The 15579-nt window shown below is 43.0% G+C and carries 13 protein-coding genes; 10 read left to right on the top strand and 3 right to left on the bottom strand.

Annotated elements, in window-relative coordinates:
- The first annotated feature begins 18 nt into the window (after positions 1–18).
- The 3 genes from EGM68_RS13605 to EGM68_RS13595 all read left to right on the top strand — a co-directional run bounded on the left by EGM68_RS13605 (position 19) and on the right by EGM68_RS13595 (position 3585).
- Positions 19–1239, top strand: coding sequence for an MFS transporter (locus EGM68_RS13605; protein WP_129549411.1), 1221 nt, complete (start codon positions 19–21; stop codon positions 1237–1239).
- Between the two features lie 564 nt (positions 1240–1803).
- Positions 1804–2610: an HAD-IIB family hydrolase gene (locus EGM68_RS13600; RefSeq protein ID WP_025678950.1), complete on the top strand. Its 807-nt coding sequence runs from the start codon at positions 1804–1806 to the stop codon at positions 2608–2610.
- Positions 2611–2679: 69 nt separating this feature from the next.
- Positions 2680–3585 (top strand): ROK family protein, encoded by a 906-nt coding sequence (locus tag EGM68_RS13595; protein ID WP_025678948.1) that lies wholly within the window; start codon positions 2680–2682, stop codon positions 3583–3585.
- A gap of 146 nt (positions 3586–3731) precedes the next feature.
- On the opposite strand, the gene EGM68_RS13590 is transcribed toward EGM68_RS13595, so the two are convergent.
- Together EGM68_RS13590 and EGM68_RS13585 are read right to left on the bottom strand one after the other, a co-directional pair.
- Positions 3732–5693: an endonuclease MutS2 gene (locus tag EGM68_RS13590; RefSeq protein ID WP_129549410.1), complete on the bottom strand. Its 1962-nt coding sequence runs from the start codon at positions 5691–5693 to the stop codon at positions 3732–3734.
- Between the two features lie 720 nt (positions 5694–6413).
- On the bottom strand, positions 6414–7628 hold the full coding sequence (locus tag EGM68_RS13585; RefSeq protein ID WP_129549409.1) for an MFS transporter: 1215 nt from the start codon (positions 7626–7628) through the stop codon (positions 6414–6416).
- A gap of 395 nt (positions 7629–8023) precedes the next feature.
- On the opposite strand from EGM68_RS13585, the gene EGM68_RS13580 reads away from it, so the two are divergent.
- Positions 8024–9127, top strand: a complete 1104-nt coding sequence (locus tag EGM68_RS13580) for a DUF3900 domain-containing protein (protein WP_129549408.1) — start codon at positions 8024–8026, stop codon at positions 9125–9127.
- Between the two features lie 123 nt (positions 9128–9250).
- Here the strand turns inward: EGM68_RS13580 and EGM68_RS13575 are convergent, their stop codons facing one another.
- The gene (locus tag EGM68_RS13575) at positions 9251–10180 is read right to left on the bottom strand and encodes an L-lactate dehydrogenase (RefSeq protein ID WP_025678944.1); all 930 of its coding nucleotides are present in this window, start codon (positions 10178–10180) and stop codon (positions 9251–9253) included.
- Positions 10181–10412: 232 nt separating this feature from the next.
- Between EGM68_RS13575 and bcaP the strand changes: the two genes are divergently transcribed.
- From bcaP to EGM68_RS13545, 6 genes are all read left to right on the top strand, one after another.
- Positions 10413–11804: a branched-chain amino acid transporter BcaP gene (gene bcaP / locus EGM68_RS13570; protein ID WP_025678942.1), complete on the top strand. Its 1392-nt coding sequence runs from the start codon at positions 10413–10415 to the stop codon at positions 11802–11804.
- A 164-nt stretch (positions 11805–11968) separates the two neighbouring features.
- Positions 11969–13219, top strand: a complete 1251-nt coding sequence (locus EGM68_RS13565; RefSeq protein ID WP_129549407.1) for a WD40/YVTN/BNR-like repeat-containing protein — start codon at positions 11969–11971, stop codon at positions 13217–13219.
- 152 nt (positions 13220–13371) lie between these two features.
- Entirely contained in the window at positions 13372–13554 is a 183-nt protein-coding gene (locus tag EGM68_RS13560; protein WP_013371387.1) for a hypothetical protein, read from the top strand.
- 188 nt (positions 13555–13742) lie between these two features.
- Positions 13743–14138 (top strand): DUF2500 domain-containing protein, encoded by a 396-nt coding sequence (locus EGM68_RS13555; RefSeq protein WP_013371386.1) that lies wholly within the window; start codon positions 13743–13745, stop codon positions 14136–14138.
- 134 nt (positions 14139–14272) lie between these two features.
- On the top strand, positions 14273–15022 hold the full coding sequence (locus EGM68_RS13550; RefSeq protein WP_013371385.1) for an SDR family NAD(P)-dependent oxidoreductase: 750 nt from the start codon (positions 14273–14275) through the stop codon (positions 15020–15022).
- 119 nt (positions 15023–15141) lie between these two features.
- A complete protein-coding gene (locus tag EGM68_RS13545; RefSeq protein ID WP_013371384.1) occupies positions 15142–15564 on the top strand; it encodes a cell wall hydrolase in 423 nt (140 codons plus the stop codon).
- Positions 15565–15579 lie beyond the last annotated feature (15 nt).

Here is a 15579-nt window from a genome sequence, read left to right as displayed (position 1 = left end):
GAGCAGAGGAGGAGAAACATGATGGCAACCTGGTTTCTGATTATTATTTATCTAGCGTTTATTAGCTTGGGAATCCCGGATTCCCTGTTTGGGGCAGCATGGCCTGTGATGTGGCCGGAACTCGGGGCTGATTTTGGGTCAGCCGGAATAGTATCCATGGTCGTTGCAGGCGGAACCATTGTATCAAGTCTAGCCAGTGGAACTATCATTGAAAAAATAGGTACAGGCAAGATTACTCTAATGAGCTGCTTTTTGACTGCAGGAGCGTTACTCGGGTTTTCTTTTGCACCTTCATTGTTCTGGCTCGTACTCTTAGCAATTCCTCTTGGTCTCGGCGGGGGAGCTGTAGATGCAGCACTCAATCAATATGTGGCTACTCATTATAAGGCACATCATATGAGCTGGCTGCATTGTTTTTGGGGTGTTGGAGCTACGATGGGACCAATCATTATGTCTTTCTACATTTCGAACTACAATTCATGGAGAAGTGGCTATACAGCCGTATCCATGATTCAGTGGGGACTTGTTATTATTTTGCTTATTACACTGCCATTATGGAAACGTGTAAACGCGATACAAGATTCGATTATTTCTGAAGCTCAATCAGACTACTCACAGATGGATCACAATATAGCACAAGTTGAGAACACACCCAAACAAAATCTAATTCGAATGAAAGGAGTTAAGAACACGCTCGTTGCTTTTTTGTTTTATTGTGGTGTAGAGGCAACGGTAGGTTTATGGGGAGCCAGCTTTTTGGTAGGGGCTAGAAACATCCCAGCTGAAACTGCTGCTGGTTGGGTATCTTTGTACTACGGTGGAATCACGGTAGGCAGGCTGATTACGGGGTTTGTAACTTTAAAAATAAATAATCGTATCCTAATCCGGATTGGCCAACTTACTGCTGTTGCAGGCGGACTCATTTTGCTGCTTCCGTTGCCTGTTGCCTTTTTATTGCCCGGTTTTATCCTTATTGGATTAGGGCTTGCACCGATTTATCCTGGACTTCTTCATGAAACGCCAACACGGTTCGGTAAGGAAAACTCCGCCAAACTCATGGGTTATCAGATGGCTGTTGCTTATACAGGCACAACATTACTCCCGCCCATTGTTGGGCTGATAGCATCTCAGGTAAGTATTCATTTTTTTCCGGTTGCAGTCCTTGTTTTCCTTCTTTTTATGCTACTCAGTTCAGAACAAGTGAATCGTATACTGAGAAAGAGAATTTTGAAGGGTTAAGACAAATTACAACTTGACTTGAAACGCGTTTCATCAGCTAAAGTAAATGTATACCCTAAAAGAGAAAGGAGAGCACTCTATGATCTCACTCATTTTATTATGTTTAGTTATATGGTGTGGTACTTACTGGTGCTTAGCATTATCAAGACAGCCTATGGATGTAAAACCTTACCGCTCCATCGATGATTTTTTTGAGTAGCTTTATAATCACTTAATAAAGGTACTTTTTTTACCATCTTTATTAACTTCTTTAATTAAATCTTTTATGAAGTGGACTGGAACTGTATCGAGCTGTTTAAATGGATTAGATGTTGTATAAAAGTTGCAGATACGACAGAAGGGAGTGCGACAATGTGGGGATTGAAGGAGTCTTATGCGTTACCGTTTTATGCATTACGTATTTCATAATCAGTAGTTTGGCTCATTCTTCTTTTGTTCAAAAGCTTGCAGCACGTAAGTTTGAGAATTTTAATAGAGACTTTGATGTTGTTCCCTGGAATGAACATAAAAAACCGTAGTATGAACTGACAATGAGTGTATCAAACAACTAAGGGAGGCTTATTTATGTTTAAACTGGTAGTAAGTGATTTGGATGGTACTTTTCTGAACAATAGTGGCACGTTTGATATTGAATTATTCAATCAAGTGTATGAAGAAATGCAAGAAAATAATATCTCCTTTGTTGCTTGTACAGGTAAGCAATGTGAAAGAGTAGAAGAATTGTTTGGTGAACATGGAAAAGGAATCTGGATTTTAGGGGACAGCGCGACTCGCATTAAAAAGGATGGAGTCGTTGTAAAAGAGTTTACAATTGAACGTAATTTAGCATTACAAGCGATCAATCAAATTGAAGCTTTTGCTAAGAATTTTATTATCATAGCATGTACAACAGAAGGAGCTTATGTTCACTCTCATATTCAAGAGGAATATTACAAAATTGTGAAGGGCTCCTACAAGGAAGTGCTAAAGATTGATTCATTTGATCAAATAAACAGCAACTTTCTTAAAATAACGGTTTACGATCCATCCGGGAGAAGTTCCTTGTTAAGAAAACATGTTGAAGAAACGCTGCTAGATCAAATTTATATTGTCGATTCTGAAGCAAATTGGCTGGATATAACAGCGCTTCATACTCATAAAGGGGAGACGGTAAGAAAACTCCAAGAGATATTGGGCGTTACTATGGATGAAACCATGTCTTTTGGAGATGGTGAAAATGATGTGGAGCTTATGAGTATTGCCAAATACAGTTTTGCTGTAAAAAATGCTTGTGAGAACACTAAAAATGCAGCAAGTTTTATTACCAAATCCAATGAAGAAAACGGTGTATTGTTAACGATAAAGAAAATGATGGATTTACAAAAGCACTAATATTAATTATCGTTTATGAGAGATAGACCTCCAGATTCCACACTACCGAATGAAGGGACTATACGCAGCATGAAAAATAAAATACTGGTTTTTGATATTGGCGGCTCTTTTATTAAATTCAGTTTATATTCTCAAGGTGAATTTATGACAAAGGGCAAAGTTGCTACACCGTTAGATTCACTAGAGAATCTGCTTATAGCTTTGAAGCAAATTCACAGTCAGTTTATAGATGAATGTGAAGGTATAGCCGTCAGCATGCCAGGTATTGTGGACTCTGTCACGGGTCATATGGTGCATGGTGGTTCATTAAGGTATATAAACGATATCAATATCATTGAAGTTTTTAAGAAAGCGTTTCATTTACCCGTAGCCATTGAAAATGATGGAAAGTGTGCTGCTCTTGGAGAAGTATGGCGCGGCTCACTACAGGGGATCGCTGATGGTGTTGTTTTGGTTGTTGGAACAGGGATGGGCGGTGGAATCATCTCTCAAGGTAAATTGCTGAAAGGCCATCATTTATCGGCTGGGGAATTCTCCTTCATCAGAACTAACAACGAGCATGCAGACAATGTGGATTATCTGCTTGGTATGCAGGGTAGTAGTTCTGTTTTAGCTAAAACGGTTGCCAAGGCTAAAGGACTTCCAGCAGATTCTATTACAGGTGAAAAAGTATTCAAGCTCATTGAAGAAGGTGATCACACGGTTCAAAAGATTTTTCGAGAATACTGCAGGAACATCGCAACACAAATTATTAACCTACAAACAATTCTTGACCCTGAAAAGTTTGTGATTGGGGGAGGCATATCTGCCAATCCTTTGCTGGTTGTTACTATTAAGGAAGAGCTAGAGAAGCTTTATTTGCATTCAATCTTAAATTTTGTGCGTGCAGATATTGAGCAAAGTAAATTAGGCAATGAAGCGAATTTGCTAGGTGCTATATACAACTACATGCAATCACAGCATCTTGAAGTATGAGATAAAATAAAAGCAAAAGAGCGTGTCTTTAAGCTTAAGACATGCTCTTTTGTATTCACCTCGTTTACATAATATATATTATGTCCATTTGGTGCGTATAACATTCCGAAGCAACTTATTTTTCAATGAAGAATATGCACGTACGCTTACTTTTCATTTTCCGGAGGAGATTCAATGATTAGCCCCTGAACATGCTTGCGTGCTAGAAGCTTTCGTTTTTTTCGATTTTCCTTTGTTTCTAAAACAATATCCAAATCATAATCGTCTGGATATAATTCTGTTGCTGCGATGTGAAGAACGAGCCTCTTTTTGTTTATGATCAGCTTTTGTCCTTGAATCAAAACTCCAACATTGCCTCGTTCATCCTCCGTTTTGCAAACAATACCAGTTCGATCTAGGTAGCCGACATAAACACTATCTCCAAGAGCAAACGACCTGGTTATGAGTGGGTTCTCTTGTTTTTCCTGTTTTGCGACTGTACGGTCTGTAGATGCTTTTTTAGAGGTAGGTTTACATACATCCTCAGGCCTTTTATCGTCAAAAGAAGGGGGAGGAACCAAAGACTTCTGTGTATTCTGAGACGTTCTTCCAGCAGAAATGGCCTCCGAACGTTCGATAATGCGAGTCCACATGCCTAGTTTCAAAGCAATTGCGTATGCATAGCTTTCCCCAGCCTCACCGATGCGAAGTCGGTACAAGGGTTGCAACGTTTCGGTATCAAACTCCATACGAGCATTTTGAAATCCCGGTGTGTTTTCAGCAAAATGCTTGATTTCGCTAAAGTGGGTGGTAGCCACTACTGTCGTCCGTCGACGATGAAATTCTTCCAGCAGTGCGATAGATAGGCCTACGCCTTCTCCCGGATCAGTACCAGAAGCCATTTCATCGATCAGGATTAGAGTAGAGCTGCCGGCCGTTTCCAAAATGCCAATCATGTTGCGAATATGTGCAGAAAAGGTGCTCAAAGCATGTTCAATACTTTGGCCATCCCCGATGTCTACCACAATGTCCTCGAATACAGACATGCGGCTGCCTTGCAAAACAGGTACCAGCAGGCCCGATTGCACCATGAGTGTTAACAGACCGACGCTTTTGAGAGCCATCGTTTTTCCGCCTGTATTCGGTCCGGTAATAATAAGCGAGGAATAACCCTCACCAATTGAGAAATCAAGCGGCACCATAGTATTCGCCATCAATGGGTGACGTGCACCATGGATATCTATAATCCCCTCATCGTTAAGCTCGACAGAAACAGCATCCAGGGTCATGGCGTATTTAGCTTTAGCCAATAAAAAATCCAGTATGCCTACCGTCTCTGTATTAATGCTTAGTTCCCGGTTGTATGACTCAGCCATTGCGGTCAGATCTCCCAGCACTTTCATTTCCTCTTTTGATTCCTCTGCCATGTTTGCGCTTTGTTCGAATTGTAGATTTACGATCTCTGCAGGTTCAACATAGACCGTTTGACCGCTTCCCGATTCATCCAGTACATTGCCTTTCACCTGTTTGCGGAATTCCTTTTTGATCGGAAGTACATAACGGCCATTGCGCTGACTGATCATATTTTCTTGCATGATGGATCGATGACGGCTGGTGAGAGAGTCTAATTTCCTCTTGATACGTTCTTCAGTAACTGCAATTTTTTTGCGAATTTTAGCTAGCTCTTTACTGGCGTTATCCGTCACTCGACCCGAATAAATGCATCTCTCGATTTCGGATAGGAGTGACTCCATACCATACATGGAAGAAGCATAAGCACTGACGGTTGGAGCTGCATCCGCCTTGGCATGCATATATTTCATCAGCTGCATGCAGCTTCTGATGAATTGGGCCAAATGAGAAAAATCACGCTCGCTGAACATATAGCCGGTTCCCAAGAGGTGCAGAATGTGCTCCATTCCTTCCAATGAAGGAACGGGTACGCTAGCTCCGTGGCGAATGAGCTGTAAAGCTTCGCTCGTTTCGTTAAGACGAATTTTGATTGTACGGATATCTGTAATTGGTTGCATGGAAGCGGCATGATGCTTACCCAGGTACGAAAAAGCACATTCAGATACTCTTGTTTTAATCTGATCATATTCCAAACGCAGCATTGTAGTTTCGTTCATGAATAAATCTCTCCTTTAGTTGTGTATTGACAGGATTTTTTTAAAACTTTTCTGAAAAACAAAAAAAGGGCGGAGAATGAACAAAACGTTCATTCTCCGCCCTTTAAGGAAGAGGGAATGTATCATCAAATAAGCCTATAATCCAGCATGTGAACTCACCAATTCTGCGTTTTAAACCACAGGCCAACCAACATATCAGTTAATTGGCTTATGAATAGAAAAACGTGTAAAAGGAGTTCACAAAGCTGGAAACAAAAAAACCGTGCTGAACACAGCACGGAATAAGGCCTAAATGAAAATAATCCCTAAGGCGATTTATGATATCCGCATGTTCTTAACTAATACCAGGGTGAAAACTCAGCAACAAACAAACCTGTCCCTGAAGGGTACAAGCGCCTGATGGTTTTCCCTGAATATGCAATTGCTTAGTTAAGAACGTTCACCGACATTAAAATCTCTCCCTTAATTGAAGATATATCCACAATATACAATCAGACAGGTATGGAAGTCAAGGCTGACTTCATCAATTTGATGAAAAAGTGATCATGAGGACAATGAGTTAACGAAAAATATATTATGTTAACTAATTTCGATTAAATGATTTATGAAAATGATCCCACTCCAGCAGGAATACAGCATCCATATGAAACAGAGTACTAACATTAAGAAACCGCCCTAGTAGCTGGCATATCATATCTCCCAGGGCGGTTTCTTGTGCTCTTATTTAGAATCAACGGATGTGACAGCTTGTACAGGCTGTCTGTCACGAAGCAGCGGTAACAACAACATCGATCCGACTAAAAATAAGCCGGCGCTCACGATATATACGGTGTACAGGGAGGATTCGCGTTTGAGTGTTCCGCCGATGCTCATACCGACGACCATCATCCCGGAGAACAGGGGAGAGAGGGCACCACCGACACGACCGATAAAAGCAGCTTCGGCATTTTTCATCATCATCGTGTTGATACCGATATGAATGCAAGGATAAAATAGACCGCTGAGTACTTGTAATGCCATTGTCAGCACAATATTGTGCGACCATCCGACTCCAAAGGTTGTCAGTGTGCTGACCAGAAGTCCAGTCGCCAGCAGCAATTGCGGCTGAACATTTTTGGCAATCCCCATAATCAGACCGCCGCCCAACAGCATAGCTGCTCCGTTCGCCATTAACGGCCATTGTAAAAATTCCTTTTCTTGTCCGAGGTTCTCGATAGCGACAAAAACCATTAATGGTTGAATAAGTCCAACTGCCAGCCCAATTATGGTAAATGTTCCTCCAAGCGTGCGAAGTGTACGGTTATTCCATACATAACGTATTCCTTCTTTAAGCTCTTCAATAAAATGAGTTGGTCGATCTATCTCAATTGCTTGTTCATCTTGTGGGATACGAGTCAGAACAAGCGCAGAGATGAGAAACAACATTCCTGTTATAGACAATGAAGAGAAAATACCAAAGTGTTGATAAATAAATGTACCGACGACAGGACCGATAACCATAAATAATGCCATGAGAGACTGAAAAAGAGCCATCACTCCCTGAAGCTGTTCTGGTGCTACATGCTGCTTTAATATCTTCATCGCAGATGGCTGAGAAAATTGAGATAGAATGGCCGAGAAGAAAGTGGATAGCAAGAGCACTTGCCATGACCCGTACCACAATGCGAGCAACACGATAAAAATGGATGCAGCCGACAGCAGATCGCAACTAACCATTGTCCGTCTAGGCCGCCAACGATCCGCAAACGTACCTCCAATGATGGCAAACAGAAAGATAGGCGCAAATTCAGCAACCGAAATGAGCGATACGTATACGGGATCATTATGGGTCAGATCTGTTACATACAACAGTATGGCAAAGTTCCGCACCCAGATGCCCAAATTTAGCAACGCATTGGAGGCGATAATAGTCCTTATATATGGATTTTTAAACAACAACAAACTCTCCTTTCCAGTTTTCAGGGGGTAAAACCCTTAGGGTTTATTTTTTGTTTTTTATAAACAAAATTAATATTTGTCTATATAACAATAGATAATATAATAAATATACTACTATTTAGTCAAATGTTTTTTTGTGATTATGAATGAAGTAGAGCAGGCAAAAGGAAGTGATCAATCATGCTAAAGAATGCGGATTAGAATAGAAGGGAATGAGTCACTACATATTTATAAATTGGAAATTATACTCAAATAAAAAAGACGAACATAATTAATATTATGTTAACTAATAAGCGCATCTTTATCTATCAGAATCTGAATCCGATGTACCTTTTAAAATCATAGTGATATAATTACGCGTACATGCCTGAAAAGGAGCGTATAGAACGTAAATGAACTTTCAAGTGGACTTTTTATCTTTTTTTGTGATTCAGGTAGACGGAAAAGAAGGACAAGGCGGTAAGTCCTACAAGCATTATGCTACAATGGATGACTATGATTACGACGAGAGTGATGTCAAAAAATTTCTGGACGGGGAATTTGCTCGTATTAGCAAGCGAAAGGTTGAAAAAAATCCCAGCACAGAGCAGGCACCGACCAAAATTGGCCGCTTTATCGTCGAACCGGAACATGAACTGAGCAGTAATCCGAATTTCAATATGTTCGCCCGACTACGTGCAGCAGAGGATAAGGAAGATTTTAAAAATGCATGTGATGATCTGGTGCGGATGTATTTGGATACAAGCGCGGTACGAGGTGGAGCACTGATCATTGTACAGGCTACATTAAATACCCACTCTGACGACCCGTTTATTTTTGTACTCAAATGTGATTTTGAACCTAAAATTGCACGGATTACTGAGAGTAGTCTGGTAAGTGAGGTCGAAATGGCGATTTCAGCCCGTAATATGAAATCCATCATGTATCCTTACATGCTGGAGGAGGGTATGAACGATGAATGGGAGCTTAAAATACATCAGTCTTCGCATGCACGGTATTTTGAAGACTTTTTGAAATTCGTCACTTATGAGCAATCCATGCCGGAAATCGTTAATGAGCATGTCATGGGCTTTGTTCAGAACTATGTAGAAACCAAATGGCCGGATGCATCTAATGAGGAAAGACAGCAGGAAGAGCGCGATCTGGAACTGTGGGCAGCCAGCGAAAAACGGGATTTGCAAGGGAAGTGGGAACCCCTTCAGGTCGTAGAGGCTGCGCAGCATATTGTCGAGCTAAAACCGGAAATTGAAGTTCGTTTCAAACTGGATGATACGGCTGTGCGTGGTTTACTATCCGACTTTGGTGCCAAGCTGCATATCACAAAACTTCATGATAGATATGCACTTATTATTGAAGGTGATGCATTTACGTTTGAAAAGGGATTTTCTCCGATTGAACTACTACAACCTGAATCCTTTGAAGCAGTGGCTGAGCGGCTGAAAGAGAAAAGGCAGCATGAAAATGAGGGTGTGGATGGCGATACACCACCTTGGTAATTTGGAACGCATAGCAGGGCGACAAACGAACGAAATTATATTATAAAAAAACGGACCTCACAACGGATGTATCCGCTGTGGAGGTCCGTTTTTGTTTAGCTTATATATTTTTGACTTACTGAATTACATATGCACTTTACTAATTTGATCTTTCAGCTTGTCCGCAGATTGAACCAACCTTGCACGTTCCTCGTCATTGAGCGGAAGATCCAAAATTTCACGTACTCCATTGTGATCCACGATACTTGGAACACCTAAATAAACGTCAGATACACCGTTATAATCTTCCAGCAGGGTGGACACATTAAGTACCGACCCCTCGTCTCCGAGAATAGCGGCTACGATACGGTCAAGAGCCAGCCCGATGGCGTAGGATGTAGCGCCTTTGGCATCTATAATTTCATAGGCAGCATTCTTCGTATTCTCAAAAATTTCATTTTTCGTTCCTTCGTCCAACTCCAGTGGAGTTCCAGCCACGTTGGCTGTGCTCCATACAGGTAACTCAGAGTCACCATGTTCTCCAATAATATGGGCGTGGATGCTTCGTGGATCGATGCCCTTTTGCTTCCCGATCAGATAGCGGAAGCGTGCGCTGTCCAGCAACGTTCCTGATCCAATGACTCTGCTTGAAGGCCAACCACTGCGTTTCCAAGAGATGTAGGAGAGAATGTCCACTGGATTGGTTGCGATCAGCAAAATGCCATGTGTATTGACCTTGACGATATTATCAATAATACTTTCAAAAATTTCGGCATTACGCTTGAGAAGATCAATACGTGTTTCTCCCGGCTTTTGTGAAGCTCCCGCTGCAACAATGATGATATCTGCATTACGGCAGTCTTCATAATCACCCGCCCATACTTTGACACCGCCGAGAAAAGGAAGCCCATGATTCATATCGAGCATTTCCCCCTTCGCCTTTTTGACGTTGACATCAATAAAGACAAGTTCTTGCATGCGTTGGCGCAGCAGCAGGGTGTAGCCGGTTGTTGTGCCAACCGCTCCCATGCCGACAATAGCCACTCTACTTCGTTTGTAAGGTTTTAAGCTCATAAAATCCTCATCTCCTTCTCGGGTTGTATACCTTTTCATTTTGGGATATTACTTAAAAATTTATCTTTCCAACTTAGTGTACCCTATATACTAACCCACCGCAAAGAAATATGACATTTTTCCTTGACTTCAAAGGCGAGCTCGCTAATAATTAATCGAATGATAAGAACACGCACTAAAGCGTTGCAGCACCGATATTGACGCATGAAATTATGGAAAGAGGATTAGGAATATGGACTTATTTCGAAAAAAAACAGGACTGCTCTCGCACGAGGAAAGCGGATCTACAGGTCACTTAAAGAGAACAATGGGGCCTTTTGATCTCACCATGCTAGGAGTAGGATGCATCATCGGGACAGGGATTTTTGTTATTACTGGCAAGGCAGCAGCAGAAAATGCAGGTCCCGGCTTGATGCTTTCTTTTGTTATTGCAGGGATTGCCTGCGTATTGGCAGCCTTGTGCTATGCAGAGCTTTCATCTACAGTTCCCGCGGCTGGGAGCGCTTATGCATATAGTTATATTGTTTTTGGAGAAGTTCTGGCCTGGGTACTGGGTTGGGACTTGATTCTGGAATATGGAGTAGCGGCCGCCTCTGTGAGTAGTGGCTGGTCTGCTTACTTTCAAGGCTTGCTGGCCGGATTTGATATACATCTACCGTTAGCTTTAACCGCAGCCTTTGATTCGACCAAGGGGACCATTATTGATCTGCCAGCGGTGTGCATCATCATGCTCATTACACTGTTGCTAAGTCTCGGAGCCAAGGAAACGGTCCGATTCAATTTCATTATGGTTTGTGTCAAAGTTGGGGTTGTACTGTTATTCATTGCGATTGGAATCTTTTATGTTAAGCCTGCCAACTGGACACCATTTTTGCCTTATGGATTTTCTGGTGTATTAAGTGCTGCGGCAATCGTATTTTTCGCTTATCTGGGTTTCGATGCTATCTCAACTGCAGCCGAAGAGGTACGCAATCCGCAGCGGAACATGCCCATCGGCATTATCTCTTCTCTAGCCATCTGCACGATATTGTATATTGCCGTTTCAGTTGTGCTAACGGGGATGGTACCTTATACGCAGTTGGGCGTTAGTGATCCGGTTGCGTTTGCTCTCCGCTTTATTCATCAGGATTTCGTAGCTGGATTAATTTCAGTCGGTGCGATTGCAGGGATGACGACCGTTTTACTGGTTCTGTTGTACGGCCAGACACGATTAATCTTTTCCATGTCACGTGATGGCCTTTTACCCGTTTTTTTATCTAAAATAAATACCAAAACCCAAACACCAATTCGAAGTACATGGCTGGTGGGTAGCATTATCGCATTGGCTAGCGGCTTGTTCCCGTTGCATGCACTGACCAATCTAACGAGTATTGGAACTCTGTTCGCTTTTGCTGTAGTCTCGGTCGGGGTCATCGTTCTGCGCAAGACACGCCCGGATTTGAAAAGAGGGTTTACCGTACCATGGGTTCCGTTGCTTCCGCTACTGAGTGCTTTGGTTTGCATCGGTCTGATGCTTCAGCTTCATATCAGCACCTGGATCGGATTTATCGTGTGGCTACTGCTTGGATTACTGATTTATTTCTTCTATGGATATCACAAAAGTTTGTTGAACCATAAATCCTGAACAATATTAGTATAAAAAAAGCCGGTATCCTTCACTTTTGTGAAGGAGCCGGTTTTTTTTGTCATTACGCGAAAAGTGTCACATAGGGGTGTTTATGGTATAATTCTGTTTCAGATAAGCTTTTGGCACGTGATTACCGCATGCCATCGAGGGAGGATTTTGATATGAAACTGCGCTGGCGTGCGCTCTTGGGAGGAGTAATGCTGTTGACGGGTATTTTGCTAACTGCCTGTTCTGCTGAAACCCCAAAAACTGTAACTAAACCTTCGATTGAGGAACCAGATGACCAGGGACAGACGATAACTATTAATCCGCCGGTGACCCCGAAGGCGGGTGATCCAAACGCCAAATATGTTGTACAAACACGAATCGCGGATTTTCATTTAATCGATAACAATAAAGGGTTGGTTTGGGGAGTTACCCATAATGAGCTGCGCCTTTATGATACCCATGATGGTGGGAAAACATGGAATAATATTTCTCCCTCCGAAAATGTTCAATTTCAAGACAAGCTTGAATATGGCAAGGATATCAGCTTCACAGATTCCCGTCACGGTTGGGTTGTCCGTCAAAATCTGGACCAAACAGCAACGGTCATTCTAAGAACGTCAGATGGAGGACAGAGCTGGGATGTATCAGCGCTACCAAGCGGAGACCATGTAAGCTCGATTCAATATGTAAATCCAACTACAGGCTGGATCATGGCTTATATAAAACTGAATGAGCAGGATCAACAAAAAATGTTGTATCACACCACCGACGGAGGAGCCACGTGGAATAAAGTTGCCCAAAGTTCTGGTATGACATCCAACAAGTCAGGCTCAGGTTTACCCGATCAGGGCAGTGTGGCGGGAATGAGCTTTTCTTCCAACAATCAGGGTTTTGTGGCGATTAATGTGGACAGCAGGGTGAAGTTGTATAAAACTTCGAATCTAGGGAAAACGTGGACTCCGGTCGCTAACAGCATGCAGGGTTGCCCTCAGGCTAAGGCAGAAGCTCAGCAGTCTCTTGAAGGTAACAGTTCTTCATATTGGATTCCGGTTCTCTGCTACGGGGATAAAGGTACAAAATATAACGGGCTATTTACGAATAATACAGGAACACAATGGAATGATGTGCCATTGGGTCTGAGTAGCAATAATACTTCTATAACTCCTGGGCGTACCTTTCTAAGCGATAAAGAAGGGTGGGTTATAACCGTAAACGGAATGAGCCGTACAATGGATGGAGGGAAGACGTGGACAAGTCTCAGAGGCAACAAGGTGCTGCCTTCGAAGCTAAAAGACTATCCACGATCAGTCAAGCTACGTTTTGCTTCTTCATCGGTAGGTTGGCTGCTTTTGGAACGACTAGACGACAAGAAATCACTGCTGTTAAAAACAACGGACGGTGGTGCAAACTGGAGGATTTTATAATCACGATAAAGGTGATTGCCCTGGGATGTCTTCCCAGGGCGTTTTATTTTTAAAAAATTTAAATTTTATACGACAACATGTGAAAAAAATCACAAACTAACAAATAAGCCACTGTTATACTAAACCTGTAAACAACGATAGGAGTGATAATCATGAGAGCGAATCAGGATCATATGTTAACCCAATACTACCTTCAATTTTGCTACACTTGTCAGGATGCCTACGGTTGCACGACTGAAGAGGACTGCAAGCAATGCGCAGAGCGTTACGCCGAGGAAGAAGATCATGAAGTTCTGGATGAAACACAACGTTATCTCCAGCTTGTACATGTGTAAATCGATGAGCTATTCTGATATCGCCATATCTTGAGCCTCCCGGATTAATCCGTGGAGGCTCTTGGCGTTCTTGAGGGTTACTATCAAATTTGGGCAGCAACATACATATACTGTTATAGAAGGCTTGAGGCAGGTCAGGATGCCCGGTGGTTTCCCTGTGGAATGCCTGGCGGAGAGGAGTGCGGTGCATGGGATTTGAGTCATTATGGATGTTCGATTGGCTGGGTACGGTATTGCCCGTATTTTTCGTAGTTGTGTTGGGTATTGTCGTGTTGTCTGCGGGCAGGGAAGTCATGGAATGGAGCCGGAACAAGCGGCAGCCTGTGTTGACGGTGGGTTCCCGCATTACGGCCAGAAGGACACATCTCCAACAGAGGCGCCAGGAGGAACAAGGCACTCGTACCTATACCTTCTATTATGTAACCTTTGAGGTGGAGAGTGGCGACCGGATGGAGTTCAAAGTATCTGGGGAAGAATATGGTCAATGTGCTGAAGGGGATGAGGGACGGCTTACTTTTCAAGGTACAAGGTATATTGGATTTCAGCGTCTTAATCGCTATAGTTTGGAGCAGGTTAAAATGTAGGATTCAGTCAAAAATATTCATGCTCATTTACAGCCTTCTGCTAGGAGTCAGGGTAGGGGGCTGTGAATGTTTCTTGTACGGCACATTTTGGTACATATATACTAAAACAGAGTAGTTCAGAGGAGGAATAAGTCGTGTCATTTGAAGGACAAGTTGTTATTGTAACAGGAGCAGCGCATGGTATCGGGAAAGAGGTCGCTTTTGCCTACGCTGCTCAGGGTGCCAGAGTCGTGTTTGCTGACTGCAATGAGGAAGAGGGCGCCGCAGCTGCTGCAGCAGTCCGGAACGAGGGTCATCAGGCCATTTTTATCCCTTGTGATGTGCGTAAGGAAGAAGATATTGTAGCGCTGATCCGTGCCACGGAAGAAGAATACGGTACAATTCATACATTGATTAACAATGCAGGCGTGTCCAGATGGAAATCTCCATATGAGTTAACCGTAGCAGAATGGGATGACATTTTGAACACAAACGTACGCAGCTGTTTTATTGCAACAAGAGAAGCGGCTAAGGTAATGAAGCGGAACGCAGAAGGGGGCTCAGTGGTTAATATGACCTCTACACGAGCTTTCATGTCAGAGCCGGATACAGAAGCCTACGCAGCATCCAAAGGAGCCATAGCCGCCCTTACACACGCGATGGCCATATCGCTAGGAAAGGATAGGATTCAGGTCAATTGTATTAGTCCAGGATGGATTGAAACCGGGGATTACGAGCAATTGCGTGCTGAAGACCATCAACAGCACCCGGCTGGACGAGTAGGGACCCCTAAAGACATCGCACGAGCCTGTCTGTATTTGACACAACCGGGCAATGATTTTGTAACAGGCACGAATTTGGTGGTCGATGGTGGCATGACGCGTAAGATGGTTTACGAGCCATGATAAAAGCCTAAATAAGTAGTCCCATTCTTGGGGCTATTTTTTTATTTTCTGGACTGTCACTTATTGGGCATTTGTACCATAGGATAGGGTATGTGATTGAGAAGCAAGGAGGGGACGCGATGGCTGTAATCAAGACCAACTCAGGGGATGTGAGGACCCTCGCCCGGCTGATGCGGGCTGAGGCCGAAGGTGAAGGTGAGATGGGAATGCTCATGGTTGGTAATGTCGGTGTGAACCGAATTTTATCCAATTGCCTGGATTTCCAAGGGATACGCCTCATGAATGACATGGTGTTTCAAAGCCCCGGAGGTTTTGAAGCTACTCAGAAGGGGTATTTTTATCAGAAAGCCCGTGATCGGGACATTCGACTTGCCCAGCGTGTAATTAATGGAGAAAAAATACGTCCGGCATCCAATGCATTATGGTTTTTCAGACCGGCTGGTGAATGCCCGGGTACCTGGTATAACCAGACCAATACCGGACGCTTTAAAGCCCACTGCTTTTTTAGCCCGACTGCACAGGACTGTCCTAATGTATATTAGACACCTTTCAGAATG

The organism is Paenibacillus sp. M-152, assembly GCF_003856555.1.
Classification (GTDB): Bacteria; Bacillota; Bacilli; order Paenibacillales; family Paenibacillaceae; genus Paenibacillus; species Paenibacillus polymyxa_C.
The sequence above is the reverse complement of the archived record's forward strand: the minus strand, read 5'-3'. Positions and strand labels throughout refer to the sequence as shown.

Excerpts from the sequence above, each read along its gene's own strand:
- EGM68_RS13580 (WP_129549408.1), top strand. The coding sequence starts at position 8,024 with ATGAACTTTCAAGTGGACTTTTTATCTTTTTTTGTGATTCAGGTAGAC.
- EGM68_RS13545 (WP_013371384.1), top strand. The coding sequence starts at position 15,142 with ATGGCTGTAATCAAGACCAACTCAGGGGATGTGAGGACCCTCGCCCGG.
- EGM68_RS13595 (WP_025678948.1), top strand. The coding sequence starts at position 2,680 with ATGAAAAATAAAATACTGGTTTTTGATATTGGCGGCTCTTTTATTAAA.
- EGM68_RS13600 (WP_025678950.1), top strand. The coding sequence starts at position 1,804 with ATGTTTAAACTGGTAGTAAGTGATTTGGATGGTACTTTTCTGAACAAT.
- EGM68_RS13575 (WP_025678944.1), bottom strand. The coding sequence starts at position 10,180 with ATGAGCTTAAAACCTTACAAACGAAGTAGAGTGGCTATTGTCGGCATG.
- EGM68_RS13605 (WP_129549411.1), top strand. The coding sequence starts at position 19 with ATGATGGCAACCTGGTTTCTGATTATTATTTATCTAGCGTTTATTAGC.
- bcaP (WP_025678942.1), top strand. The coding sequence starts at position 10,413 with ATGGACTTATTTCGAAAAAAAACAGGACTGCTCTCGCACGAGGAAAGC.
- EGM68_RS13565 (WP_129549407.1), top strand. The coding sequence starts at position 11,969 with ATGAAACTGCGCTGGCGTGCGCTCTTGGGAGGAGTAATGCTGTTGACG.
- EGM68_RS13555 (WP_013371386.1), top strand. The coding sequence starts at position 13,743 with ATGGGATTTGAGTCATTATGGATGTTCGATTGGCTGGGTACGGTATTG.
- EGM68_RS13590 (WP_129549410.1), bottom strand. The coding sequence starts at position 5,693 with ATGAACGAAACTACAATGCTGCGTTTGGAATATGATCAGATTAAAACA.
- EGM68_RS13560 (WP_013371387.1), top strand. The coding sequence starts at position 13,372 with ATGAGAGCGAATCAGGATCATATGTTAACCCAATACTACCTTCAATTT.